The sequence below is a fragment of the Pseudochrobactrum albidum genome (assembly GCF_051851455.1).
Taxonomy (GTDB): domain Bacteria; phylum Pseudomonadota; class Alphaproteobacteria; order Rhizobiales; family Rhizobiaceae; genus Pseudochrobactrum.
Window position 1 is genome coordinate 126,023 of sequence record NZ_JBPVTR010000019.1, and the last position, 25,081, is coordinate 151,103.

At 51.8% G+C, this 25,081-nt stretch carries 23 protein-coding genes; 20 read left to right on the top strand and 3 right to left on the bottom strand.

All coding sequences use genetic code 11. From position 1 onward, the window contains the following. Positions 1–8: 8 nt before the first annotated feature. The 8 genes from ACSTTO_RS04215 (at position 9) to ACSTTO_RS04250 (ending at position 6,609) form a co-directional block, all read left to right on the top strand. Positions 9–668 (top strand): nicotinate-nucleotide adenylyltransferase, encoded by a 660-nt coding sequence (locus tag ACSTTO_RS04215; RefSeq protein ID WP_439271897.1) that lies wholly within the window; start codon positions 9–11, stop codon positions 666–668. 108 nt (positions 669–776) lie between these two features. Further along, positions 777–1,232, top strand: a complete 456-nt coding sequence (gene rsfS / locus ACSTTO_RS04220) for a ribosome silencing factor (RefSeq protein WP_439271898.1) — start codon at positions 777–779, stop codon at positions 1,230–1,232. A gap of 66 nt (positions 1,233–1,298) precedes the next feature. Beyond that, positions 1,299–1,781, top strand: a complete 483-nt coding sequence (gene rlmH, locus ACSTTO_RS04225) for a 23S rRNA (pseudouridine(1915)-N(3))-methyltransferase RlmH (RefSeq protein ID WP_439271899.1) — start codon at positions 1,299–1,301, stop codon at positions 1,779–1,781. A 118-nt stretch (positions 1,782–1,899) separates the two neighbouring features. Beyond that, entirely contained in the window at positions 1,900–3,252 is a 1,353-nt protein-coding gene (locus ACSTTO_RS04230; RefSeq protein ID WP_439271971.1) for a murein hydrolase activator EnvC family protein, read from the top strand. Beyond that, the gene (locus ACSTTO_RS04235; protein WP_439271900.1) at positions 3,242–4,579 is read left to right on the top strand and encodes a S41 family peptidase; all 1,338 of its coding nucleotides are present in this window, start codon (positions 3,242–3,244) and stop codon (positions 4,577–4,579) included. Before ACSTTO_RS04230 ends, ACSTTO_RS04235 begins: the two co-directional genes overlap by 11 nt. Positions 4,580–4,756: 177 nt before the next feature. Then, entirely contained in the window at positions 4,757–5,269 is a 513-nt protein-coding gene (locus ACSTTO_RS04240) for an RNA pyrophosphohydrolase (protein WP_439271901.1), read from the top strand. A 278-nt stretch (positions 5,270–5,547) separates the two neighbouring features. Further along, entirely contained in the window at positions 5,548–5,802 is a 255-nt protein-coding gene (locus ACSTTO_RS04245; protein WP_439271902.1) for a GlsB/YeaQ/YmgE family stress response membrane protein, read from the top strand. Positions 5,803–5,949: 147 nt separating this feature from the next. Continuing rightward, positions 5,950–6,609, top strand: a complete 660-nt coding sequence (locus ACSTTO_RS04250; protein ID WP_439271903.1) for a YoaK family protein — start codon at positions 5,950–5,952, stop codon at positions 6,607–6,609. Between the two features lie 21 nt (positions 6,610–6,630). Here ACSTTO_RS04250 and ACSTTO_RS04255 read toward each other — a convergent pair whose 3' ends face one another. Continuing rightward, positions 6,631–7,512, bottom strand: coding sequence for a LysR family transcriptional regulator (locus tag ACSTTO_RS04255; RefSeq protein WP_439271904.1), 882 nt, complete (start codon positions 7,510–7,512; stop codon positions 6,631–6,633). A gap of 126 nt (positions 7,513–7,638) precedes the next feature. Here ACSTTO_RS04255 and ACSTTO_RS04260 point away from each other — a divergent pair, with 126 nt between their 5' ends. From ACSTTO_RS04260 to ACSTTO_RS04275, 4 genes are all read left to right on the top strand, one after another. After that, entirely contained in the window at positions 7,639–9,135 is a 1,497-nt protein-coding gene (locus ACSTTO_RS04260) for a CoA-acylating methylmalonate-semialdehyde dehydrogenase (RefSeq protein WP_439271905.1), read from the top strand. 10 nt (positions 9,136–9,145) lie between these two features. Beyond that, complete coding sequence (locus tag ACSTTO_RS04265) at positions 9,146–9,595, top strand: hypothetical protein (protein ID WP_439271906.1); 450 nt, start codon at positions 9,146–9,148, stop codon at positions 9,593–9,595. 87 nt (positions 9,596–9,682) lie between these two features. After that, positions 9,683–10,567 carry a pyridoxal kinase PdxY gene (gene pdxY / locus ACSTTO_RS04270; protein WP_439271907.1) on the top strand — a complete coding sequence of 295 codons (885 nt, stop codon included), beginning with the start codon at positions 9,683–9,685 and terminating at the stop codon, positions 10,565–10,567. A 259-nt stretch (positions 10,568–10,826) separates the two neighbouring features. Beyond that, entirely contained in the window at positions 10,827–11,528 is a 702-nt protein-coding gene (locus tag ACSTTO_RS04275; protein WP_439271908.1) for a carbonic anhydrase, read from the top strand. Between the two features lie 46 nt (positions 11,529–11,574). Here ACSTTO_RS04275 and ACSTTO_RS04280 read toward each other — a convergent pair whose 3' ends face one another. After that, positions 11,575–12,414 (bottom strand): lytic murein transglycosylase, encoded by an 840-nt coding sequence (locus ACSTTO_RS04280; protein WP_439271909.1) that lies wholly within the window; start codon positions 12,412–12,414, stop codon positions 11,575–11,577. A 524-nt stretch (positions 12,415–12,938) separates the two neighbouring features. Here ACSTTO_RS04280 and ffh point away from each other — a divergent pair. From ffh to ACSTTO_RS04320, 8 genes are all read left to right on the top strand, one after another. Further along, positions 12,939–14,501, top strand: a complete 1,563-nt coding sequence (gene ffh, locus ACSTTO_RS04285; RefSeq protein WP_439271910.1) for a signal recognition particle protein — start codon at positions 12,939–12,941, stop codon at positions 14,499–14,501. A 2-nt stretch (positions 14,502–14,503) separates the two neighbouring features. After that, positions 14,504–14,812: a chorismate mutase gene (locus tag ACSTTO_RS04290; protein WP_439271911.1), complete on the top strand. Its 309-nt coding sequence runs from the start codon at positions 14,504–14,506 to the stop codon at positions 14,810–14,812. Between the two features lie 124 nt (positions 14,813–14,936). Continuing rightward, positions 14,937–15,332, top strand: a complete 396-nt coding sequence (gene rpsP, locus ACSTTO_RS04295) for a 30S ribosomal protein S16 (RefSeq protein WP_439271912.1) — start codon at positions 14,937–14,939, stop codon at positions 15,330–15,332. A gap of 313 nt (positions 15,333–15,645) precedes the next feature. Further along, a complete protein-coding gene (locus tag ACSTTO_RS04300) occupies positions 15,646–16,233 on the top strand; it encodes a LemA family protein (protein ID WP_439271972.1) in 588 nt (195 codons plus the stop codon). Positions 16,234–16,345: 112 nt separating this feature from the next. Then, positions 16,346–17,182, top strand: a complete 837-nt coding sequence (locus ACSTTO_RS04305) for a TPM domain-containing protein (protein ID WP_439271973.1) — start codon at positions 16,346–16,348, stop codon at positions 17,180–17,182. An 8-nt stretch (positions 17,183–17,190) separates the two neighbouring features. After that, positions 17,191–17,838, top strand: coding sequence for a TPM domain-containing protein (locus ACSTTO_RS04310; RefSeq protein ID WP_439271913.1), 648 nt, complete (start codon positions 17,191–17,193; stop codon positions 17,836–17,838). 191 nt (positions 17,839–18,029) lie between these two features. Beyond that, the gene (locus tag ACSTTO_RS04315; RefSeq protein WP_439271914.1) at positions 18,030–22,850 is read left to right on the top strand and encodes an NAD-glutamate dehydrogenase; all 4,821 of its coding nucleotides are present in this window, start codon (positions 18,030–18,032) and stop codon (positions 22,848–22,850) included. A 165-nt stretch (positions 22,851–23,015) separates the two neighbouring features. Then, on the top strand, positions 23,016–24,332 hold the full coding sequence (locus tag ACSTTO_RS04320) for an MFS transporter (protein WP_439271974.1): 1,317 nt from the start codon (positions 23,016–23,018) through the stop codon (positions 24,330–24,332). Positions 24,333–24,346: 14 nt separating this feature from the next. On the opposite strand, the gene ACSTTO_RS04325 is transcribed toward ACSTTO_RS04320, so the two are convergent. After that, positions 24,347–25,069, bottom strand: coding sequence for an MIP/aquaporin family protein (locus tag ACSTTO_RS04325; protein WP_439271915.1), 723 nt, complete (start codon positions 25,067–25,069; stop codon positions 24,347–24,349). Between the last annotated feature and the right edge of the window lie 12 nt (positions 25,070–25,081).

The following is a 25,081-nucleotide window of genomic DNA, read 5'->3' on the forward strand; positions in this document are numbered from 1 at the left end:
CACAGCTAATGACGCAAAAGCGCAAGATAACGGATATTCCGCAAGCTTTTCAGGATGTGCCGCAGCATTATCTGCAAATGCCGCCTGTGCGCAAGGGGCAGAAAATTGGCCTGTTTGGCGGTTCGTTCAATCCGCCGCATGCAGGCCATGTTCTGGTGGCGGAATTGGCACTGGAGCGGCTGGCGCTTGATCAGATCTGGTGGATGGTCACGCCGGGAAATCCGCTGAAAGATGTGCGTGAACTGGCGTCCTTGCGCGAGCGTATCGCCATGAGTGAGGCGCTGATTAGCGATAAGCGCATTTATGTTACGGCTTTTGAAGCCTCTTATCAGGTGCGTTATACGGCCGATACGCTGGCTTTGGTGCGGTTATCCTGTCCGGATATTTATCCGGTCTGGATTATGGGGGCAGATAATTTGGCGGGCTTTCATCATTGGCAGGAGTGGCAGGCCATTGTGCGCAGTTTGCCGATTGCGGTGATCAACCGGCCGGGCTCCAATATGGCGGCGGAGGATTCTGTGATGGCGCAGCAATTTCGCAGCGCACGTGTGCCGGAAACGCAGGCTGCGCAATTGGCGACAAAGCCTGCTCCGGCATGGGTTTTTATCCGCGGGCCGCAATCTGATTTGTCATCAACACAATTGCGCCAGCGGGAAATACGGGAATAAGACATAAAATCAGCAATTTATTCTTCCTGTTAAATTTACATGCGCCTCTGTCTTGAAACAGACACAGGACTCTGCCACTTTTATAGTTGTACGGGGTGTAATTGCCGTATGGCGTTGTTCTTTACGGAAAGGGATTCATTGAGAACAGCAATTGAAAAGAAGGGTGTTGTCACGCCTTCACCGGCTGAGATCAGCGGCGAAGCCACTGTGTCTCATGCTTTAGAGGTTCTGCTCGCAAGTCTTGAGGATTCCAAGGCTGAAGATATTATTTCCATTGATCTGCGCGGAAAATCCGCTTTGGGCGATTATATGGTGATTGCCTCCGGCCGCTCACAGCGTCATGTTGGTGCTGTGGCTGATCATATGCTGCGTGCGCTGAAGGAAATTGGCGTGCGTGATGTTCAGGTTGAAGGTCTTGAAGCAGCAGACTGGGTTCTGGTTGATACGGGTGATATTATTATCCATATTTTCCATCCGGAGACCCGCGAATTTTATAATATTGAAAAAATCTGGCTCATGCCTGAGACAGATGAGACGAACGCACGTAAAAAATCGGTGCACTGATCTGCCATTGATGGGCGTTCCGGTTACCGGATGAGCCTGCCATGATTGGCAGGCAGAGGGTTGATTATGCGTGTTGCAGTCTATGCGGTTGGAAAAATGAAAGCCGGTCCGGAGCGGGAACTGGCAGAGCGCTATTTTGATCGCTTCTCCAAGGCCGGTTCAGCCTTGGGGTTTGAGTTTACCGGTGTGAGCGAGATTACAGAGAGCCGGGGCGGCAGTGCAGAACAGCGCAAGGCTGATGAGGCTGGGCGGCTGTTTGAGGCGCTGGATAATGGCGCGGCGCTTATCCTGCTGGATGAGCGGGGGAGGGAGCTTGGCTCTGAAAGTTTTGCCGCAGAACTGGGCAGAATCCGTGATGGTGGCAAAAGGCAGTTGATTCTGGCAATTGGCGGGCCGGATGGGCATGATCCGCAATTGCGCAACCGTGCTGATCTGGTGCTGGCAATGGGCAAAATGACATGGCCGCATCAATTGGCGCGCATTTTGATAGCGGAACAGCTTTATCGCGCGGCAACAATTCTCTCCGGCCATCCCTATCATCGGGTTTAGGGCGGGCATATGCGGCAGATGATTGCAATTGAATTGTGATATTTCATCTTTGTTATATATTTACCGGTATATTTGAATAGTTGCAGTGGCGCAGAGAATTTCCGGTATCCTGTTTTTGATGAAGAATGGCAAAATCTGGTTACGACAAAGGCTGACGGGGCGCGGATCTATCCGCTTGACCCGATGGATTGTGACGGCCGGCACATTGCTGTCCGTATCTTTTCCGGTGTTTGCACAGCAAACTGCCTTGCCACTGGAGGAGCAACATCAAAAAGCTTCAGGCAGCCTTGATGCGATTAACAATGAGATTGCGCTCTCCAGGGAAAAACTTGCACAGCTTGAGGCAAGTATTGCTGAACTGAAAAAAGATCAGACGACTATTACTGCCGCACTGATTCAATCTGCCAAAACGGATAAAAAACTCTCGGATGATATTGAAAAAACCGGTGAGAAACTTTTGGCGCTGCGCGAGCAGGAGGATGGAATCCGCTTATCGTTGCGTGCACGCCGTGCAGTGCTGGCTGAAGTGCTGGCAGCCTTGCAGCGCATGGGGCTTAATCCGCCGCCGGCCATTCTTGTGCGGCCTGATGATGCGCTGGCCTCTGTGCGTTCTGCGGTGCTTTTAGGGGCGGTGGTGCCGGAAATGCGCGCGCAAACTCTTGAATTAATGGCTGATCTGAAGGAGATGCAGCGTTTGCAGGCCTCCATTAAAGATGAGCAGCAGCGGCTCAATGCAAGCCGCACGGCGCAGCTTGAAGAGCGGCAAAAGCAGGAATTGCTGCTGGAGGAGAAGAAAAAACTCTACAATATATCCGAGGAAGAGTTGCGCCTTGAACGCGCCCATGCTCAAGAGCTGGCTAAAAAGGCCACCAGCCTTAAAGATCTTATTGCCTCATTGCAGGCGCGTATGGACAAGGTGCGCACAGCGGCTGATGCGGCGCGCGCCGAACAGGAGCGCCAATTGGCGCAGGGGCAGGAGCGCGCGGCGCAGCCCCATGATAATTTCCTGTCTGCCAAGGCAGATTTTGCAACATTGCGCGGGAAATTGTTTTTGCCTGCCAGCGGCAAAATTACCAAGAAGTTCGGGCAGAAGGATGAGTTTGGCCGCCCTATGGCGGGAGAAATGTTACAAACTCCGCAAAATGCCACGATTACGTCACCTTCTGATGGCGTTGTGCTTTATGCTGGGCAATTTCGTTCTTACGGCCAGCTGTTAATACTTGATGTTGGCGGCGGATATCATATCGTTATGGCGGGATTAAGCAGAATCAATGTGGCTCAGGGGCAGTTTGTGCTTGCCGGTGAGCCTGTCGGCGCAATGGGAGAAAAGCTTTTGACCAGTGTTGCCTCACTGGGGAGTGGCAATTCTGCGCCGATGCTTTACATAGAGTTTCGAAAAGATGGGAAATCCGTCGATCCGACCCCCTGGTGGATCGGCAGGCATTCCGGAAGGACACAAGATGATACGTAAACTGTCGCTCCTTTTCGCAGGCGCCTTGTTGGGGGCTTCGGCGATGGTCGTTGTGCAGGGGGCTCCGGCTTCAACCGCCAATGCTGCCAATAATGATACTTATAAAGAGCTCGCAATTTTTGGCGATATTTTTGAGCGTGTACGCCAGCAATATGTGACGCCGCCAGAAGATAAAAAGTTGATTGAAACCGCGATCAACGGCATGCTCACCTCGCTTGATCCGCATTCTTCCTATCTTAATCCGGAAGCCGCGCAGGATATGCGTGTGCAGACAAAGGGGGAATTTGGCGGCCTTGGCATTGAAGTGACCATGGATAATGATCTGGTCAAGGTTATTGCGCCGATTGATGATACGCCGGCATCAAAGGCAGGCGTGCTGGCCGGAGATCTTATTACCCAGATCAATGGTGTCGATGTGCGTGGTCTGTCCCTGAATGATGCGGTGGATAAAATGCGCGGTCCTGTTGGTGAAGAAATTGAGCTGACACTGATCCGTCAGGGCGCTGACAAGCCGATCAAGCTGACGATGAAACGCGCCACAATCAAGGTCAAGGCGGTGCGCTATCGTGTCGAGAATGATGTCGGTTATTTGCGGGTCATCTCTTTTACTGAAAAAACATCTGACGATCTGACCAAAGCCATCAAGGATATTCAGGCACAGATTCCTGAAAATAAGCTGAAAGGCTATGTGCTTGATCTGCGTCTTAATCCGGGCGGTCTTCTTGATCAGGCTGTTGCGGTATCAGACGCCTTTCTTGATAAGGGCGAGGTTGTTTCCACCCGTGGGCGCGAGCCGCAGGATGTAACCCGTTTTGATGCCCGCCCCGGCGATCTGACCAAGGGCAAGCCGGTGATTGTGCTGATCAATGGCGGCTCTGCCAGTGCCTCTGAAATTGTGGCCGGCGCCTTGCAGGATCATCGCCGCGCCACGGTTCTCGGCACACAATCTTTTGGCAAGGGGTCTGTGCAGACCATTATTCCGCTCGGAGAAAATGGCTCTCTGCGCCTGACGACTGCGCTTTATTACACGCCATCGGGCAAATCCATTCAGGGCAAGGGCATTACGCCGGATATCAAGGTGGAGCAGCCATTGCCGGATGAATTGAAGGGGCGTGATGTGGTTACCAAGGGCGAGGCCGGCCTGAAAGGCCATATTAAAGGAGCGGAGGAGGATGAGGCCGGTTCAGGTTCATCAGTCTATGTGCCGCTTGAGCCGAAAGATGATATTCAGCTGAATGAGGCGCTGAAATTGTTGCGCGGCGAGGTCAGCAATGCTGCGTTTCCGCCGGATCCTTCAAAAGGCCTGCCAAAGGCTGCACAGAAATAACTGCTATGCAGAAAACGCGGGAATTCTCCCGCGTTTTTTGTTTGATCCGCTAAAGTCTTCAGCCCGCAACGGGCGGATGTGCTGATCATTGTATTTAAAAAAGTGAGTATTTATTCACCTGTAATATGGGTGATAACACTGTCTGTGCAGTGAAGAGACCAGAGTGAAGAGAATAATATGGCAATAAAACATGATCCGGCCTTGCTGCCTTATCGTCCTTGTGTGGGGATTATGGTGTTGAATAATGAAGGCAAGGTGTGGGCCGGCCGGCGCATTATTGAGCCAAATGGCGAGATGGAGGGCGCAACCCAGCTGTGGCAGATGCCGCAGGGCGGGATTGATGCGGGCGAAGAACCGGTCGCGGCAGCATTGCGCGAGCTTTATGAAGAAACCGGTATGCGCAGTGTGAGCCTGCTTGCAGAGGCGCAGGACTGGATTAATTATGATCTACCTGAACATTTGATTGGCATTGCCTTGCAGGGTAAATACCGCGGGCAGACGCAGCGTTGGTTTGCCTATCGTTTTGAAGGGGATGAAAGCGAGATAGCAATCAATCCCCCGCCGGGTGGTCACGCGGCAGAATTTGATATGTGGGACTGGAAGCCAATGCAGGATTTGCCGGCGCTGATTGTGCCGTTTAAACGTGCTGTTTATGATCAGGTCATCCATGCATTCCGGCATCTGGTCTGAGTGCGTCTTGCACAGTAAATTATCGGGTTGGCGAAACGATGTTTTGTCTTTGAATAAAAAAATTTAACAACTGCCTGCGGCATACAGCTATTTGACAGTTGCCGTATTCTCGATAATGCTGTTGTATTCGTGCTGTTCTTGTTAATCATCGCAAATATAACAGGTATATCCCATTTTGGGCGATTATTGTGATGAGGGCGGTTGCAGCCTTTTCAGAGTAGTTGCAGCAATTTATCGCAAGCAAAATCGCGTTCAAAAATTTTGCATCGGAGAAATAAATGGGTGTTGAAAGTCTGTTCATCTTTCTCATAGTCGGGCTGATTGCAGGCTGGCTCGCCGGTCAGGTTGTGCGCGGCGGCGGTTTTGGCCTGCTCGGCAATCTTGTTGTTGGCGTTATTGGTGCATTTCTGGCCGGCTGGTTGTTGCCACGGCTCGGGTTTGCCGTTGGAAGCGGGTTTATATCCGCAACAGTTAATGCCTTTATCGGCGCTGTTATTCTTCTCGTTGTGCTGCGGCTGGTTAAAAGCGCCTGATTGCAGACAAGGATGATTGTAGCAGACAAGAATACTATCTGCCGGGTTTCCGGCAGATTTAGCCTTTTGTGCAAGGCAATAAAAATCAGGGAGCGGCCACAGGATTATAATGGTAAATCACGCTCCTGAATGCCCAGTGAGACAGGAATGACCCCTCCGACCCGCCTGATGACCGGCTTGATTTTGACTGCAATCGCCGGCTTTGTAGATGCGCTCGCTTTTATTGAACTTGGTGGATATTTTGCCTCTTTTATGAGCGGCAATACCACGCAGCTTGGTCTGGCATTAAGTGACCCTGAGGGTAAGGCCGCGCAATATTTTGGCGGCCATATATTTTTGATGCCTTTTGTGCTGATCAGCCTGTTTTTTGGCGGTGCATTTTTTGCTTCCCTTATGAGCGCCCGCGAGGTGCGTTGGTTTTCAGCCCGCGTCATGTTGCTGGTGATTGGTCTTTTGGCGGGCGTTCTTGTCCTGAACAGGATCGATGGGGCAGCACAATTGCCGGTTATTTTTCTCGCCGCGGCCATGGGGGCGCAAAATGCTGTTTTCAAACCGCACGGGGCCGCGCGGCTTGGCACAACCTTTGTAACCGGCACGATTTTTAACGCGGCTAATGATCTTGCCAATGGCTTGTTGGGGCGGGTGCCGCCCCGCCGCTGGTTGCAGCATGTTTATGTGTGGCTGTCTCTGGTTTTTGGCGCGGCTCTTGGTGCCTTGCTCTATGGCAGATTTGCGCTTTTGTCGCTCCTGCTGCCGGTTCTTGTGCTGACTGCTATGCTTGTTGTGCTGTTGTCTCGGGAAATATAGATTATTTTCAGGCAGGCTATTCTAGCTGAAAAGATGGCGTTCCTGTTCCACAAGGCCGGAGATAAAATCTGCCACCACATGGATACGCCGCAATATACGCGCGGATTCATGATAGGAAAGCCAATAGGAGCGCCTGATCCGTTTATGGGGCAAAATCTCGACAAGATCGCGGTGCTCGCGCGCGATAAAGCCGTGCAGAATGCCAATACCCGCGCCAGCCTTAACGGCCTCTACCTGTCCAAGTGCACTTGAAACCTCAAAGGCAGGCTTCCAGTCGCGGCTCACCTCACGGGCATAATCCAGTGTTGGTGTGGCCACCAGATCCTCCACATAGCCGATCAGCCGGTGTTTGCCCAGATCTTCCGCTGTTTGCGGTGTGCCGCAGCGCGCCAGATATTGCCTGTGCGCATAAAGACCAAGATTATAGCCGGTGAGTTTGCGCGCTATCAGCCGCCCTGTTTCAGGCCGTTCAACACTGATGGCAATATCCACCTCACGGCGCGATAATGAGAAGGAGCGCGGCACCGGCACCAGCTGAATGGTGAGATCAGGGTAAAGTGCAGAAAAGCGCGCCAGCCGCGGAGTTAGAAAATTAACCCCGAAGCCATCCGGTGCGCCAATGCGGATGCTGCCGGTGAGCGCAATATCCGCATCTGCCAGATGGGCATGGGCGGCAAGCATTTCTGCTTCCATCCGCTCGGCCGACAGCAGCAGCTCTTCACCGGCCTGTGTCAGCTCAGAACCATTGGTGCGCCGGATAAGCAGGGTTGTGTTAAGGCTTGCCTCAAGCGCGGAGAGCCTGCGGGCAACAGTTGTGTGATTAAGGCCAAGTTTTTTTGCCGCGCCCAGAATTTGCCCATTGCGGGCAATGGCGAGAAAAATACGAATATCATCCCAGTTCATAATATTCTCTTATATGCATTTTTGCACAACAGATACTCTTTTTAAGGGATTGAAAACTGTTTTTTGCAGAGTGATGATAGATGTCAGCTTAATTTTAACTGCAGAAATGACGGGAGAGGCACTTCAATGCGGCAGGTCGGGCATTTTATCGGCGGTAAGCATGTGGCAGGCACAAGCGGCCGCAGCACCGAATTTTATCAGCCAATGGATGGCACGGTGCTGGGGCAGGTTGCACTGGCAACAGAGCAGGAAGTGCGTGCAGCAGTGGAAAATGCCAAAGCGGCACAGCCAGCATGGGCGGCAACCAATCCGCAGCGCCGTGCGCGCATTTTGCGTAAATTTCTTGAACTGGTTGAGGCGGAATATGACAGCCTTGCCGAATTGCTGGCGCGTGAACATGGCAAGACCATTCCTGATGCGAAAGGCGATATTCAGCGTGGTCTGGAAGTGATTGAGTTCTGCCTTGGCGCGCCGCATCTGATGAAGGGGGAATTTACTGATTCTGCAGGCTCCGGCATTGATACTTATTCCATGCGTCAGCCATTGGGCGTGGTTGCCGGTATTACGCCGTTTAATTTTCCGGCCATGATCCCGCTGTGGAAGGCAGGCCCTGCCATAGCCTGCGGTAATGCCTTTATTCTTAAACCGTCTGAACGCGATCCGGGTGTGCCGATGCGTTTTGCGGAATTGTTTATGGAGGCTGGTTTGCCAGCCGGCATTTTCAACGTGGTCAATGGCGACAAGCAGGCAGTTGATGCCTTGCTGGATGATGCGGATGTAAAGGCAATCGGTTTTGTCGGTTCTACGCCGATTGCGCAATATATTTATGCCCGCGGCTGCGCCAATGGCAAACGCGTTCAATGCTTTGGCGGGGCAAAGAACCATATGATCATCATGCCGGATGCAGATATGGATCAGGCAGTTGATGCATTGATCGGTGCTGGTTACGGCTCTGCCGGCGAACGCTGCATGGCCATTTCCGTGGCAATTCCTGTGGGCCATAATACTGCCGAACGGTTGATGGAGAAGCTTGTTCCGCGCGTTGAGGCGCTCAAAGTCGGCCCTTCCACGGATGGCACGGCTGATTATGGCCCGCTGGTTACAAGGCAGGCGCTGGAACGTGTGCGCGGCTATGTGGATCTGGGTGTTGAAGAAGGCGCAAAGCTTGTTGTTGATGGCCGTAATTTTAAAATGCAGGGTTATGAAAACGGCTTTTATCTCGGCGGCTGCCTGTTTGACCATGTAACCCGTGATATGCGCATTTATAAGGAAGAAATTTTCGGTCCTGTGCTCAGCGTGGTGCGTGCCAATAATTATGAAGAAGCACTCGCTTTGCCGAATGATCATGAATATGGCAATGGCGTTGCAATCTTCACCCGTGATGGCGATACCGCACGCGATTTTGCCAGCCGTGTACAGGTTGGGATGGTTGGTATCAATGTGCCTATTCCGGTGCCGATCGCCTATTATACTTTTGGTGGCTGGAAAGCTTCTGCCTTTGGCGATCTTAACCAGCATGGTCCGGATGCCTTCCGCTTTTATACCAAAACCAAAACAGTTACATCACGCTGGCCGTCAGGCGTCAAAGACGGTGCGGAATTTGTTATTCCTACAATGAGCTGACGGCTTATTTTTGCTTGCATGTCCTCGCCGCTTTGCGGCTTCGGGCATGCGGCAAGGCGTGAAAGACGGTGCGGAATTTGTTATTCTTAACAATGCTGACGGCTTGTTTTTGCTTGCATGTCCTCGCCGCTTTGCGGCTTCGGGCATGCGGCAAGGCGTGAAAGACGGTGCGGAACTTGTTATTCTTAACAATGCTGACGGCTTGTTTTTGCTTGCATGTCCTCGCCGCCTTGCGGCTTCAGGCATGCGGCAAGGCGTCAAAGACGGTGCGGAACTTGTTATTCTTAACAATGCTGACGGCTTGTTTTTGCTTGCATGTCCTCGCCGCCTTGCGGCTTCAGGCATGCGGCAAGGCGTCAAAGACGGTGCGGAATTTGTTATTCTTAACAATGCTGACGGCAAAAATCACGCAAGCAGTAGCCGGCAGCAGCCGGATTTGAAGAAATTGGTATTTTTTTAAATCCGGCCATATCAATAAAACGGACTTTATTATAGAGTTTGGCAGAGTTTATCAAAGCCGCCTGATATATAGTTTCCGGATATTTTTATGACTGCTTCAGCTCCGACCGGCACAAGTGCCGTAATTGTTATTTCCAGCCATGTTGTGCGCGGTTCTATCGGCAACAGGGCAGCGGTATTTGCGCTGGAGCGGCTGGGGCATCCGGTCTGGGCGGTGCCAACGGTTATATTGCCCTGGCATCCGGGGCACGGGCCTGCAACCCGCATCATTCCGGATGAAGCGCAATTTGCTGCCTTGATTGCTGATATTGCACAAGCACCATGGACGGGCGAGGTATCGGCAGTTCTCACCGGTTTTATGAGTAATGCTGCGCAAGTTGAAGCTGTGGCGCAGCTGATCAGCAAGCTGAAGGCACGTAATCGGCAACTGAAATATATATGTGATCCGGTTATCGGTGATATGAAAGGTCTTTATGTGGCCGAGGCCACGGCTGTTGCCATCCGCGATCAATTATTGCCTTTGGCAGATATTGCAACGCCAAACCGTTATGAACTGGCCTGGCTTACGCAGACAGAACCGGCGGATAATCAGGAATTGATGGAGGCCGCCTTGCGCACCGGCCCTGAAACTATGCTGGTGACATCTGCCTTTGCGATGATGCGGGACAGTATCAGTAATATATTGATCAACCGCACGCAGGCATTGATGGCAGAGCACCGTATTGTTCACGGCCCGGGTAATGGTATGGGTGATCTGACCTCAGCCTTGTTTCTTGCGCATCATATGGCGGGTTTAAGTGAAGAGAAAAACCTGCAAATGACAACGGCAGCCGTGTTTGAAATTCTTGCCCGTGCTGCCAAACGCGGTGCGGATGAGCTGATGCTTGAGGCAGATGCAGCCAGTCTGGAGCGGCCAATGGCCATGGTTCAATTGCGCCGCCTTATGCATCCCAATCATGGCATGAGCGCCTGAATGGCTTTATTCTTCACCATTTTTATTGCCGTTGAATAAAAAATTGTAGATAAAATTATTTTGCAATAGATTTTTTGCGGTTCTGCTGACAGGGGAGATTGGCATGAATTTTTCCCTGAAAAATCAGGCGCTCCGGCCCTTTCTTGCAAAAAATGCGGGTAAGATCCGCTCTTGAAAATTGTTCCGGCAGGACTTGTTATATGCGCCTGCCCGTTAATCTCTGATTGATCTTGGCTGAATATGGGTTTATCGGAAAATCATGGTAAATCTTCCAGATACACTTCTCGCCGGATATCGCAGCTTTATGGCATCGGATTTTGCCAATGAAAGATTGCGGTATAAAGAACTCGCTGATCGGGGGCAAACCCCCGAGACAATGGTTATTGCCTGTTGCGATTCACGCGCTGCACCGGAAATTATTTTTAATACTCGCCCCGGTGAAATCTTTGTTTTGCGCAATGTGGCCAATCTGGTGCCGCCTTATGAGCCGGATGGTGAATATCATGCGGCTTCGGCTGCACTTGAATTTGCGGTACAAAGCCTCAAGGTGAAGCATATTGTTGTTTTGGGGCATGGCCGGTGCGGCGGCATCAAGGCCGCTCTTGATACGGAAAGCGCACCATTGTCGCCGGGTGATTTTATTGGCAAATGGATGAGCCTGCTGGCACCGGCTGCTGAAACAGTGACTGCAAACAGCCTGATGACGCAGACGGAGAGGCAGACCGCGCTGGAGCGTATTTCCATTCGTTATTCGTTGAATAATCTGCGCAGTTTTCCTTGTGTGGAAATTCTTGAAAAGAAGGGGCGCCTCAGCCTCCACGGTGCCTGGTTTGATATTTCAACGGGTGAATTATGGGTTATGGATCCCCAAACCGGTGATTTTATCCGTCCGGAGCTGGAGGATTTGCCTGTACATAATGCAGCAGGCGACAGGCCTGCTGACGGAGCTTCCGCTATATAATAAAAAACCGGCTAAAATGCCGGTTTTTTGTTCTGTAAGGCCGGGATTAATTGCCGTCAATCGCTTTGCCCATAATGGCAATGGCCTGTTGGTAGACGGAAGCTGCATTCCAGCCCTGAATGGCCGCATAATTGGGCTGCCCCTGCTGATAGCCGGCACCGGCGCGCCAGCCATGCGCTTTAAGGAAATTGGCGGTAGAGGCTAATGCATCAGCGCGTGAGCCGACCATATCAATATGGCCGTTACCATCGCCATCGGCACCATATTTAATAACACTGGAAGGCAGGAACTGGGTCTGGCCGATCTCGCCATGCATTGCGCCAACGGCATTGGGATTGAGATCGCCGCGCTGAATCAATTGCAGGGCGGCATAAAGCTCATTGGTGAAAAATGCAGAGCGGCGGCAGTCATAGGCCAGTGTGGCCACGGCTGAAAGCGTGTGCTGTTTGCCCATATAATTGCCAAAGCCGGTTTCCATGCCCCAGATTGCCAATAGCGGGCCTGCAGGCACGCCATAGCGCTGTTCAATCTTGGCAAATAAAGCCGCATTTTGTTTTTTCAGTGTCTTGCCGCGGTTGATAATTGTGGTTGAGCCGCGCTTTTTCATAAAATCATTCAGGGAAAGCTTGAAGCTTTTCTGGTTGCGGTCGGCATTGATTGTAGCGGTTGCATATTTAACATTATCCAGCGCTGCAAGTGCCCGCCCGCTGATGCCGTGCGCAGCCGCCTCCTGTTTGAAGTTTTGCACCCATGCAGGAAAGCCCGCACTGGTATTGCCGCATTGTGCAGCCTGCACAATGCCGGAAAAAGCCAGCACACTTATTGTGGCGCCGGCCAGAGTGGCAAGAATATTGAATGCCCGTTGCGGGGAGGATGATGTCATCATTTTTGACTGCATGAAGCTGCCTCTTTAGAACCTTTGCTCAGCCGTTTTATAGGTTTATATGGTTAACAGTGCTTTACGGAATGCCCGGATTTGTCGGAAATTGTTCATAATTTATCGGGGGCGATGCCGGGATAATGTGGTTTGAGTGAGGCATTATTGATAATAGGGGTACTATTATTGTGGCTGCGGTTTTTAAGTCACAATTTTATAGATTGCACAATTCTCGGGCTTTGCAGGCTTTTTGCAGGCGCAAAGCTTGACTCTTAAAGCGCAGTTCATGTAAAAACGCGCGATAATTCCGCTATGAGTATATGTTCTCAGGCAAGCCGACCGGGACCCGTATGGTATAAAGAGATCCCGGAGGTCAGCATCCGACAGCGCATTGCGCCCTCGGGTGTTGTTTTGCTTTGCGTGCAGCGCCGGAGATAAAGCACTGGCTTATAACCGCTGCCATATAGGATTTTCGGAATGAACCTGCATTCAGCCGCGCCTGTGCGGATCTGGACAGAGATTGGGAAACTTGAATGTTTGAATCACTTCAGGAGCGTCTTGGCTCCATTCTGAACGGTTTGACGGGACGCGGCGCTCTCTCTGAGGCTGATGTTGCGGCTGCGTTACGTGAAGTGCGCCGTGCGCTGATTGAAGCGGATGTGTCGCTGGAAGTGGTTCGTTCCTTTACTGACCGTGTGCGTGAAAAAGCGGTTGGTGCGGAGATTTTAAAAAGCATCAAGCCGGGGCAGATGGTCGTCAAGATCGTCCATGATGAACTGGTGGAGATGCTGGGCACTGAAGGTGTCTCGGTTGATCTTAATGCACCGGCGCCGGTTGTAATTATGATGGTTGGTTTGCAGGGGTCGGGTAAAACCACCACAACGGGTAAACTGGCCAGGCGTTTGACAGAGCGTCAGAAGAAAAAAGTTCTGATGGCGTCGCTTGATACACGCCGTCCGGCTGCGCAGGAACAATTGCGCCAGTTAGGAACACAGATCAATATTGATACATTGCCGGTTATTGCCGGCCAGTCGCCGGTGGAGATTGCCAAACGTGCCGTGCAGGCCGGCAAACTTGGCGGCCATGATGTGGTTATTCTTGATACTGCAGGGCGCACACATATTGATGAACCATTGATGGTGGAAATGGCAGATATCCGCAAGGCTGCCGATCCCCATGAGATTTTGCTGGTTGCCGATAGTCTGACCGGTCAGGATGCTGTTAATCTGGCACGCAATTTTGATGAGCGTGTTGGCATTACCGGCATTGTTCTGACCCGTATGGATGGTGACGGGCGCGGCGGCGCGGCGCTTTCCATGCGTGCGGTAACGGGCAAGCCGATCAAGCTGATTGCCACCGGCGAAAAAATGGATGCGCTGGAGGAGTTTTATCCGAAGCGTATTGCTGACCGTATTCTTGGCATGGGCGATATTGTTTCGCTGGTGGAAAAAGCGGCAGAAACCATTGATGCTGAAAAAGCAGCCGCAATGGCCAAGAAAATGCAGGCCGGAAAATTTGATCTCAATGATCTGGCAGACCAGCTCAAGCAGATGAAGAAACTGGGCGGTATGGGCAGCATTATGGGGATGATGCCGGGCATGGCCGGAATGAAGGACAAGGCAGCAGCGGCAGGTCTGGATGATAAATTATTTGACCGTCAGCTTGCCATTATCAGCTCCATGACCAAGGCAGAGCGCGCCAATCCGGATTTGCTCAAGCATAGCCGCAAACAGCGCATTGCCAAGGGGTCCGGCACCAGTGCTGCCGATATTAACAAGCTTTTGAAAATGCATCGCCAGATGGCCGATATGATGAAAGTCATGGGTAAGGGCAAAGGCGGCATGATAAAACAGATGATGGGCGGCCTTGCCGGAAAAATGGGGCTTGGTGGTCTCGGGGGCGGCCTTGGGGGCGCTATGCCTGATCTGTCAAAAATGGATCCCAAACAGCTTGAAGCCCTGCAAAAACAGGCAGAGGCCGCCGGTTTTGGCAAAGGCGGCGGGCTTCCGGGCTTGGGTGGCGGGCTTCCGGGGCTTGGCGGGCCGAAATTGCCCGGGCTTGGCGGCGGGCTTCCCGGATTGCCAAAGAAGAAGTGAGCATGATGAGCGAACAACAGACAATTCCTGCCGAGCTTGCCGCCTTGCGTGCATCTATCGACAATATTGATGCGGCGTTGATTCATATGCTGGCGGAACGCTTTCGCTGCACCAAGGCTGTTGGTGTCCTGAAAGCTGAACGCGGCATGGCCGCGGCCGATCCCGCGCGGGAAAAACGACAAGTGGAGCGGTTGCGCAATCTGGCGCAGGAAGCCAGCCTTGACCCTGATTTTGCTGAAAAATTCCTCAACTTTATTGTTAAGGAAGTGATCCGGCATCATGAGCATACCGCTGCAAACCATAGCGGATAATCAATCCGTTTTGCAGTGCAAAACCATTGCGGTTGCCTTTAAAACCATTGTGGTTGTTTTGGCGGTCGTATCTCAGAAATTGTTGCTAAATCAGTAACACGACATAAACCTTAAGGAAAATACTATGTCCCTGAAAATCCGTCTGGCACGTGCCGGTTCCAAAAAACGCCCTTATTACCACATTGTTGTGGCTGACGTGCGTGCACCACGCGATGGCCGTTTTATTGAAAAGCTCGGCGCCTGGAATGCAACCCTGACCAAAGAAGAAGACCGTGTTACCCTGAATGCAGAGCGTATTCAGTATTGGCTCGGTCATGGCGCAAAGCCAACCGACCGCGTTTTGCGCTTCCTTGATCAGGCAGGCCTTGCAAAGCGTGATGCACGCAATAACCCGACAAAGGGCACACCGGGCAAAAAAGCTCAGGAACGTCTGGCCATGGCCAAGCAGGCTGAAGAAGAAGCCGCTGCAAAGGCTGCTGAAGCTGCCGCTGCTGCTGAAGAAGCACCGGCTGCAGAATAATTTCAGTTTTTCTGATCGGTTGAAATACCGTGGTGTTTTATACATCACGGTATTTTTTTGCCCTATATAAGGCTTTGTTTCAGCTTTGTAACCGGCGGTGTTGTATTTCTGTTTTACCTGTTTATGAACTGTGTATTCTCATCTGCATATTTGGCCTATATTGATAGGGCATTTTCACACGTAAAAATGCGAAGTGGTTTTGTGTCAGGGTAATGCTTACAAACAAAAATTCAGAACATTCCAGCGTTTTAAAAAAGATAAGGAGCACTTTATGACCGGTCTTGCCTTTCCTGTGACGGCTGTTTCGCTGAGAATGCGTCCGTTATACACGGCAGTTTTGCTGCTGCTTATGCCGCTGCTGGCAGCCTGCGGCTTTAATACAATTCCGACCAATGAGGAAAAAGCCAAAGCAGCCTGGAGCGAGGTGCTTAATCAATATCAGCGCCGTACCGATCTGATCCCCAATCTGGTGGAGACTGTTAAAGGTTATGCCTCCCATGAACAGGAGACGCTGACAGCGGTGATTGAGGCGCGTGCAAAAGCCACTCAGACGCAGATTTCACCGGAAATGCTGAATAATCCTGAAATGTTCAAACAGTTTCAGGAAAATCAGGCCAATCTGAGCAGTGCCTTATCACGGCTGATGGTGGTGGTTGAAAAATATCCTGATCTTAAAGCCAATCAGAATTTCCTTGCGCTGCAATCACAGCTGGAAGGTACTGAAAACCGCATTGCAGTGGCACGCCGCGATTATATTGAGGCGGTGCGGGTTTATAATACCGGCCTGAAGACCATGCCAACCATGCTGTGGAAGATGTTGTGGTTCTGGAATAATGAACCAATGCCGACTTTCACGATTGATCCGGCCTCGCAGGCCGCGCCAAAAGTGCAGTTTAACTGATGAAGCGGGCAGGGTTATCCTGCCCGCTTTGTATCAGGCAAGGTTGTGTTAAAAACCGGCGCCTGTTTGAGCAGTTTAGGAATACGGTATGATTTTTGTCCGTAAGGCTGGCATGGGTGTAATTACGGAACACTTTGTTTTCCGGTTATTTTTAAAAGCGGCTCTGGCGCTGATCGTGCTGGCATGGGCTTTTGCGGCCTGTGCACAGAATGGGGATAAGCCCGCTCTGGCGCTGACAGATCGTGTGGTGGATGCGGCAGGCATTCTCTCTTCAGGCCAGAAACAGGAACTGATTGCCAAATTAAGCGCCTATGAAAAAGAATCTTCGGATCAGATTGTGGTGGCAACTGTACCAAGCCTCAATGGTATGGATATCGAGACCTATGCCAACCGGCTTTTCCGGGCTTGGGGGATCGGCCAGAAAACCGAAAATAACGGACTTTTGCTATTGGTTGCCCCCAATGAGCGCAAGGTGCGTATTGAGGTTGGCTATGGTCTGGAAGGCACTGTAACGGATGCCTTGTCGGCAATAATCATCCAGAATGCGATTATACCGGAATTCCGCAACGGGGATTATGGGGCGGGTATTATCAAGGGAACAGATGATATTTTGCAGGTTTTGCGCGGTGAGGGGGCGGAACTGCAGGCACGTGCAAAACGCAATCAAAAACAGGCAGAAGATCAGACAGACTGGGTGGAAGTTATATTCCTGTTATTCTGGCTCAGTATTTTCTTTGGCGGCTTTGGTTTTACGCTTCTGGCACCGGTATTTGGCCGTAAAATCGGCCCTGGTCGTTATGAGTGGCTGGGGGTGGTCATCAGCCTTGGCGGGGGTGGTTCTTCAGGCAGGGGAGGCTTTGGCGGCGGCTTTGGCGGAGGTTCATCGGGGGGTGGTTTTTCCGGTGGCGGCGGCTCATCGGGCGGTGGCGGTGCATCAGGCAGCTGGTAGGGGAAAAGATGACAAGACATCCACAAAACCGGATTACACCGGAAGACCGAAAGCGTATTGCAGGAACCATTCGCGCGGCGGAAGCGCAAACCGGTGGCGAGATTTATGCGGTGCTGGCACAGCGCAGTGATGATTATTTTTATGTATCAGGTTTTATTGCCTGTTGCGGCATGATCGTGACGGCCGTGATTGCCGCATTTGTGGCGCATTATTATTGGTTTGATCTGTCCTTGCCAAAATTTGCACTGGCTATTCTGGCGGCCTTTGTTTGTCTGATTGCGCTTTTGGCTTTTGTGCCGCCCTTGCGCATGGTGCTGGTGCCGCATCGGGTGCGCTATAGGCGGGCTCATCTTAATGCCTTGCAGCAATTTATTGCACGCAATGTGCATCTTACCAATAAGCGCACCGGTATTTTGCTGTTTGTTTCATTGGCAGAGCGTTATGCGGAAGTGGTAGCGGATGCGGGTATTAATGGGCGGGTTGAACAGCAGGAGTGGAACACCATTGTTGCAATATTAACCGCCCATGCGGCAAGCGGCACCGTGGCGGATGGTTTTGTTGAGGCGATTGCCAGAGCCGGCACCCTGTTGGCGCAGCATGTGCCCAAAGAGGCCGGCGACCGTAATGAGCTGGAAGATCATCTTGTGGAATTGTGAGCTGTACCAGCTTTGCCGGCTTGAGAGGGTAGTTTGGCGGGCGTTTTAGTGTGATGTTTTTTCACATTTGCTTGTCAATGCGTAAAATCGAAAAAAAAACGGTTCTTTTGTTATAATTTGCTTGTTATTTGTGGGATGGAGCAGGCCGAAGACATTCAGGCAGTGCGGTCTGTGTGATGAGGAGTTTTACCGTGAGTGCCGAAACAGACCAGAGTGCCCAGAACAGATTTGTTGTCGATAGCCGGAATATTTCTGATAAGGCAGCCGCTCAATTTGCCAAAGTGATGTTTGAATGGGCGCCGGCAGAAGATATTGCAGCTTATGATGCCGGTGATATGGAAGAAGCAGCCAGGCTGGCACTGGCGGTTCTTGGCTCTTATCAGGCTGACAAGCCTGTTATCAGCGTTGATAATAACAGTATTTTGCGCCGTCGCGGCCGCCCGCTGACAGTGGTGACGCTGATCAATCGCAATATGCCGTTTTTGCTCGATTCCACCATGGCGGAAATTCTTGAACGCTCCGGCATGATTTATATGGTGGTGCATCCGGTTCTTAATATTGCTTTTCACAGTGATAATTATGAAATTTACGGCGAGGCGGTATCTGATCAAACTATTGCGGGAACCGAGCAGGTCAGCGTAATTCAGCTGCATTTGCCGCAGCTTGATGAAGCAGCCTGCGCTGCATTAGAGGCGGCATTGGAGCAGGTTCTGGCACAGGTCTATGCTGCTGTGAGCGATTGGAAACCAATGCTTGCGCGGCTTGATGAGGTGATTGCCTCTTATCAGATAGCCGCAAATATTGCGGATAGGCAAGAAGGGCGCGAAGCGATTGCGCTTTTAAAATGGCTGCGCGATGACAATTTCACATTTCTCGGTATGCGTGAATTTGGCTATGACGCTGCCAAGGCAGTTCTTGTGCAGGCGGCGCGGCCTTCGCTTGGTATTTTGCGTGATGAGGATATCCGTGTTTTGCGTCAGGGGCAGGATAATGCTTCCATTACGCAGGAGTTGCACGGGTTCCTGAAAGGCTCAGAACATCTTCTTATTACGAAAGGCAATAGCCGCTCGCTTGTTCACCGTCGTGAATATATTGATTATATCGGTATCAAATTATTTGATGCGCAAGGGCAGGTTTCCGGTGAATTGCGCCTTGTCGGCCTGTTTACCTCTGCTGCCTATACATCTTTCTTAAGCACTATACCTTATTTGCGCGGCAAGGCGGAGGCAGTGATTGCCCGTCTGGGATTTAATACCGCAGACCATTCCGGCAAGGCGCTGGTGCGGGTGCTGGAAGATTATCCGCGTGATGATATGTTCCAGATTGATGTGGATGCCCTGACCAATCATGCCGAGCTGATTGTGGCGCTGGATGAGCGTCCGCGTGTGCGTGTGTTGCCGCGTGTTGATCGTTTCAGCCGTTTTGTCAGCGTGCTGGTTTATCTACCGCGCGACCGCTATGATTCAGGTGTGCGTGAAGCGATCAGCAATTATCTTATGGAAGTCTATCACGGGGAATCGGTTGAATTTCATCCGGTCTTTCTTGATAAGGGGGTCACGCGGGTTCAGTTCATTATCCGCCGCCATGACGGCAGCGTGAATGAAATGGCGCGCGAGGCGCTGGAAAAACAGATCCGCACTTTTGTGCGCACATGGGAAGACGGTGTGCGGGATGCGGCGGAGGAAAGCGCACAGACGTTTGCACCACGTGTGATCAGCCTTGCGGCCGGTTTTCCTGAATCCTATCGCGAGACTTTCAGTGAAGCGGAAGCCTTGATTGATGCGGTGCGTATTGAGGCTCTGGGGCCGGAAAATCCGCTTTTTGTTGACTTTTACCGCTATGAAACGCAAGAGCCCCAGGCTGCATTTTTGAAGCTTTATCATTTTGGCGAGGCGCTGGCCTTGTCGCAGCGTGTGCCGTTGCTTGAGAATATGGGTTTCAGGGTTATCAGTGAGCAGACTTTTACGCTTCCGGTGCGCGGAACGGCGCAGACGGCCACAAACGGCAAAAATATGGTTCATGTTCATGATATGCTGATTGTCAGCGCATCGGGCAAGCCGGTTGATCTCAGCGATGGCGGTGATTTGCTGGATGATGTATTCCGCACTGTGTGGAGCGGGCAGGCAGATAATGACGGTTATAACGGCCTTGCCCAGAGCGGCCGTCTTAATGCCCGTCAGATTATGATCCTGCGCATGTATGGCCGCTATCTGCAGCAGGCCGGCATTACCTATTCCCAAAGTTTTATTGCAGCGGCGCTTAACCGCTATCCGGATATTGCTGCCCGTCTTTATACATTGTTTGACCTGCGCTTTAACCCCGCAGCGGCACAACAGGAGGAGACCGGAGCCAAAGAGCAGGCAGTTATTGCGGCTATTGAAGCGGCCTTGCAGGATGTGCCGAACATTGATGATGATCAGATCCTGCGCCGTTACCGTAATCTCATTGAGGCTACTTTGCGCACCAATGCCTATATACATGACAGCGAGGGGCAGGTGCCGGTGACACTGGCGGTGAAGCTTGATCCACGTGCCATAGATGGCTTGCCGGAACCGCGCCCCTATCGTGAGATTTTTGTCTACGGGCCGGAAGTGGAGGGCGTTCACCTGCGTTTTGGCGCTGTGGCGCGCGGCGGTTTGCGCTGGTCTGACCGCGCTCAGGATTATCGCACAGAAGTGCTGGGGCTTGTCAAAGCGCAGCAGGTTAAAAATGCGGTGATTGTGCCGGGCGGTGCCAAGGGCGGCTTTTATCCAAAGCGTCTGCCGTCCGGCGGCGACCGCAATGCGGTGTTTGAAGCAGGACGTGCAGCCTATATCACCTTTATCTCAACCATGGTTTCAATCACGGATAATATTATTGACGCTAAGATTGTGCCGCCGGTTGATGTGATCCGCCGCGACAGGGATGATCCTTATTTTGTGGTTGCTGCGGATAAGGGGACGGCAACTTTCTCTGATACGGCAAATGCGATCAGTCAGGCGCATAATTTCTGGCTGGATGATGCTTTTGCCTCTGGTGGTTCTGCCGGTTATGACCATAAGAAAATGGGCATTACCGCGCGCGGCGCATGGGAGGCGGTAAAACGTCATTTCCGTGAGATGGATATTGATATCCAGACCACGCCATTTACTGTGGCTGGTGTGGGCGATATGTCCGGCGATGTTTTTGGCAATGGCATGTTGTTGTCACCAAAAATTCGTCTGGTTGCCGCATTTGATCACCGTGATATTTTTATTGATCCGATGCCGGACACAGAGCAGGGTTTTGCCGAGCGCCAGCGTCTGTTCAATGTGCCGCGCTCCAGCTGGCAGGATTATGACCGTTCAAAAATTTCGGCAGGCGGCGGTGTATTCAGCCGCTCGCAAAAGGTTATTACCCTGTCGGAGGCTGCGGCCGGGGCAATCGGCCTTGGCAAATTGACCGCAACACCAAATGAGGTGATCAGCGCCATTTTGCGCGCTCCGGTTGATCTGTTATGGTTTGGCGGTATCGGCACCTATATTCGCGCAAGTGATGAAAGTGATGCGCAGGCTGGTGACCGCGCCAATGATGCCATTCGCATTACCGGCCGGGAAGTGCGTGCCAAGGTCATCGGCGAGGGAGCAAATCTGGGCGTGACCCAGCGCGGGCGTATTGAATATAGCCTGCATGGCGGCCGCTGTAACACGGATGCGATTGATAATTCGGCCGGCGTCAACTCCTCTGACGTTGAGGTGAATATCAAGATTGCCATGACGCCCGGGCTTCAGGATGGCCGTTTAAACCGTGAAACGCGTGATGTGCTGCTCGCTCAAATGACCGATGAGGTGGCGGCGCTGGTGTTGCATAATAATTATGAGCAGTCACTGGCCTTGTCGCTGGTTGAAAGGCGCGGTGCGTCTGAACTGCCTTATCTGATGCGGATGATGTCTGGTCTGGAGCGGCGCAAATTGCTCGATCGCAAGGTGGAATTTCTGCCGGATGATCAGGTGCTGGCAGACCGGCAGCAGCGTGGCGAAGCCTTGACCCGCCCTGAACTGGCTGTTCTTCTGGCCTATGCAAAAATGGCATTGTCGGATGATCTTATTGCCGGTAACCTGCCTGATGATACTTATCTGCATTCCCGTTTATTCGGCTATTTCCCGCAGGAAATGCAGGAGCGTTTTGCCAGAGATATCACACATCACCGCCTGCACCGTGAAATCATTGCCACATTGCTTGCCAATGATGCGGTAAATCGCTGCGGGCCGGCATTTGTCAGCCGTCTCAATGATCTGACAGCCGCAGCGCCGGCGGAAATTCTGCGGGCTTATGTGGCCGTGGCTGATGGTTTTGAAACGGATGCGCTTTATCAGGCAATCAATGCGCTTGATAATAAAATTCCGGGTAAGGTGCAAAATGAATTTTATGCGCTGATTGGCGATATGCTGTTTTCTACCACGGCATGGGTGCTGCGCAATAACCGCTTTGACGCTACTTTGAGCGAAATGGTCAATGCCGTGAAGCAAACGCGCATGGCACTGGAGCCGAAGCTTGAAGAGCTGATGCCAGATTTTATTGCCGATCTTATTGCGGCAGACACGGCAAAATATCTTGCCAAGGGGGCGGGTGAGGCACTTGCACGCAAGCTTGCCCGCCTGCAATCCGCCCGGTTAATGGCAGATATTGCATTGATTGCTTATCAGGCTGGCGCTCAATTGCTGACTGCTGCTACCGCTTATTTCAAAATTGTCGATACTTTCCGCATTGCCAATATTGAAAAGGCAGCTCTGGCTGTGCCGGTAACAGATTATTATGATGGTCTGGCGCTATCGCGGGCAACAGATACGATCACGCAGGCAACCCGCGCGGTAACACTGGAAGCACTGGGTAAATTTAAAGGTGAGGCTGATCCGGTGCAGAGCTGGCTTGCACGCGATGCTGAGCGTATCGAAACTGTGCGTCAGCGCATGATTGCACTGACAGAGGGCGGGGATCTGAGTGTTTCCCGTCTGGCTGTGGCTGCCGGTTTTATGGCTGATCTGGCGAGCTAGGCTTGCCTGTTTTGCAAAAATTAAAAAGGCCGGTGGTATTTCACCGGCCTTTTTGTTTTAAATAGGCTCAATGAATGATTGGGGAGCCGTGATTTGAGCATCATACATCCGTCCGCAGAGCAACCGGCAAAGCAAGGCTTATGGAATAAGGGCATTTGGGGCTGGATGTTTTTTGACTGGGCAGCCCAGCCGTTTTTCACTGTTGTTACCACATTTATCTTTGGGCCTTATTTTATCTCCCGCATGTCGGAAGATCCCGCCGCAGGGCAGGCAGCCTGGGGCTATGGCGTGGCGGCAGCGGGTATTATCATCGCTGTCTTGTCGCCGGTCCTTGGTTCAATTGCCGATAAAACAGGGGCAAGAAAACCGTGGATCGGTTTTTTTGCCGTGATCAAGATTATCAGCCTGTCGCTTTTATGGTTTGCAGAGCCTGGCTCCGCCTATATCTGGGTGTTGCTGGCCTTTATTTGTGCATCCGTTGCTGCGGAATTCTCCATTGTTTTTAATGATTCCATGATCCCGCGCCTGATTCCTGCCGCGCATATCGGGCAGATTTCCAATCTGGCATGGGGGCTTGGCTATCTTGCCGGAATGATTGTGCTGATCTTTGTGGTCACTTGCCTTGCCGTTGCACCGCAAACCGGCAAGACCCTGATTGGTATTGAACCATTCTGGCGTCTGGATGCGCTCAAAGGTGAGGATGCCCGTATTACGGGGCCTGTTTCGGCTTTGTGGTATTTTGTTTTTATCTTGCCGATGTTTGTTTTCACGCCGGATCAGAATAAGCAAATGGGGCTGAAAAGCGCCATTCGTGAAGGATTGGCGGAATTGAAAGAAACGCTGTATGAAATACGTAAAAAAGCTGATCTGTTTCGTTTTCTGATGGCGCGGATGATCTATCAGGACGGGGTCAATGCCTTGCTGGCATTGGGAGGCGGTTTTGCCGCGGCCATGTTTGGCTGGTCGATTACCGAAATCGGGCTATTTGGAATTATTTTGAATGTTGTTGCGATTTTCGGGTGCTGGTTTGCAAGTTATATCGACCGGTGGCTCGGTTCCAAATGGGTGGTTGTGGCATCTCTGGTGCTGCTTCTTGTTGCAACATTGGGCATTATTTCCACAGGTCCGGATTATACGCTTTATGGTCTGGTGCAATTTGCGCCAGATAGTCAGAGCGGCCTGTTTTCCTCAGGCGGGGAAAAGGCCTATCTGGCATTTGGCATGTTGATCGGTATTGCCTTTGGTCCTGTTCAGGCTTCTTCCCGCTCATGGTTTGCCCGCAGCATTGCCGCGCATGAGGCTGGGCGCTATTTTGGCATTTATGCACTGGCCGGAAGGGCAACAAGTTTTCTGGCGCCGTTTCTGGTGGCAAGCATGACGGCTGCCAGCGGTTCCGCACGGCTTGGCATGGCTGTGCTGGTGCTGTTTTTTGTCGGTGGTTTATATCTTGCAGCCAGAACGCCTTACCCGGCAAAAGGATAAAGTGGCACAAGATTTTAGATGATCGCCATGATTTTTGCCACGCTTATGGCAATCAGGCCGCCGATTAGCGGAGCACCGGCAGGCACAATCGCATAAAACCATTGTGAGCTGCCCTTGCCGGTAATCGGCAGCAATGTGTGGGCAAGGCGCGGGGCAAGATCGCGTGCGGGGTTGATTGCATAACCGGTAGGGCCGCCAAGGGATAAGCCAATTGACCAGACAAGCAGACCAACCATTAATGGCACAGGCACACCGGTTGCCAGAACAGGCCTGGTTGACAGCGCAACCACAACAAGCACCAGCACAAATGTGCCGATAATCTCGGTTGCAGCATTGGCCGGAAAATTGCGAATGGCGGGGCTGGTGCAAAAAACAGCCAGTTTATCCTCAGGGCTTTTGGTCAGGTGCCAATGAGGCAGATAGGATAAATAGACCAGTACCGCGCCTGAAAATGCACCGCAGAATTGTGCAATAATATATGGAGCCAGTTGCGATGCAGGAAATTTGCCGGCGGCATAAAAAGCAAATGTTACAGCCGGATTGAGATGGGCGGCACTGCCGGCAGCAAGGGCAACCAGAACCCCGCATAAAACTGCAAAGCCCCATCCGGCAGTGATAACAATCCAGCCGGATGCATGACCTTTTGATTTTGTGAGTAAGACATTGGCAACCGTGCCATTGCCAAGAAGAATGAGAATTGTGGTGCCTAAAAACTCACCCATAAAACCATGCATCATCAATTTTTCCAA

What these genes read in the sequence shown, in the direction of transcription:
- ACSTTO_RS04240 (WP_439271901.1), top strand. Translation starts at nt 4,757, where the DNA reads ATGGCAATAAAACATGATCCGGCCTTGCTGCCTTATCGTCCTTGTGTG.
- ACSTTO_RS04325 (WP_439271915.1), bottom strand. Translation starts at nt 25,069, where the DNA reads ATGATGCATGGTTTTATGGGTGAGTTTTTAGGCACCACAATTCTCATT.
- ACSTTO_RS04235 (WP_439271900.1), top strand. Translation starts at nt 3,242, where the DNA reads ATGATACGTAAACTGTCGCTCCTTTTCGCAGGCGCCTTGTTGGGGGCT.
- rlmH (WP_439271899.1), top strand. Translation starts at nt 1,299, where the DNA reads ATGCGTGTTGCAGTCTATGCGGTTGGAAAAATGAAAGCCGGTCCGGAG.
- ACSTTO_RS04215 (WP_439271897.1), top strand. Translation starts at nt 9, where the DNA reads ATGACGCAAAAGCGCAAGATAACGGATATTCCGCAAGCTTTTCAGGAT.
- ACSTTO_RS04290 (WP_439271911.1), top strand. Translation starts at nt 14,504, where the DNA reads ATGATGAGCGAACAACAGACAATTCCTGCCGAGCTTGCCGCCTTGCGT.
- ACSTTO_RS04275 (WP_439271908.1), top strand. Translation starts at nt 10,827, where the DNA reads ATGGTAAATCTTCCAGATACACTTCTCGCCGGATATCGCAGCTTTATG.
- ffh (WP_439271910.1), top strand. Translation starts at nt 12,939, where the DNA reads ATGTTTGAATCACTTCAGGAGCGTCTTGGCTCCATTCTGAACGGTTTG.
- ACSTTO_RS04245 (WP_439271902.1), top strand. Translation starts at nt 5,548, where the DNA reads ATGGGTGTTGAAAGTCTGTTCATCTTTCTCATAGTCGGGCTGATTGCA.
- ACSTTO_RS04250 (WP_439271903.1), top strand. Translation starts at nt 5,950, where the DNA reads ATGACCCCTCCGACCCGCCTGATGACCGGCTTGATTTTGACTGCAATC.
- ACSTTO_RS04320 (WP_439271974.1), top strand. Translation starts at nt 23,016, where the DNA reads ATGTTTTTTGACTGGGCAGCCCAGCCGTTTTTCACTGTTGTTACCACA.
- ACSTTO_RS04305 (WP_439271973.1), top strand. Translation starts at nt 16,346, where the DNA reads ATGGGTGTAATTACGGAACACTTTGTTTTCCGGTTATTTTTAAAAGCG.
- ACSTTO_RS04300 (WP_439271972.1), top strand. Translation starts at nt 15,646, where the DNA reads ATGCGTCCGTTATACACGGCAGTTTTGCTGCTGCTTATGCCGCTGCTG.
- ACSTTO_RS04260 (WP_439271905.1), top strand. Translation starts at nt 7,639, where the DNA reads ATGCGGCAGGTCGGGCATTTTATCGGCGGTAAGCATGTGGCAGGCACA.
- pdxY (WP_439271907.1), top strand. Translation starts at nt 9,683, where the DNA reads ATGACTGCTTCAGCTCCGACCGGCACAAGTGCCGTAATTGTTATTTCC.
- rpsP (WP_439271912.1), top strand. Translation starts at nt 14,937, where the DNA reads ATGTCCCTGAAAATCCGTCTGGCACGTGCCGGTTCCAAAAAACGCCCT.
- rsfS (WP_439271898.1), top strand. Translation starts at nt 777, where the DNA reads ATGGCGTTGTTCTTTACGGAAAGGGATTCATTGAGAACAGCAATTGAA.
- ACSTTO_RS04310 (WP_439271913.1), top strand. Translation starts at nt 17,191, where the DNA reads ATGACAAGACATCCACAAAACCGGATTACACCGGAAGACCGAAAGCGT.
- ACSTTO_RS04280 (WP_439271909.1), bottom strand. Translation starts at nt 12,414, where the DNA reads ATGATGACATCATCCTCCCCGCAACGGGCATTCAATATTCTTGCCACT.
- ACSTTO_RS04255 (WP_439271904.1), bottom strand. Translation starts at nt 7,512, where the DNA reads ATGAACTGGGATGATATTCGTATTTTTCTCGCCATTGCCCGCAATGGG.
- ACSTTO_RS04230 (WP_439271971.1), top strand. Translation starts at nt 1,900, where the DNA reads ATGAAGAATGGCAAAATCTGGTTACGACAAAGGCTGACGGGGCGCGGA.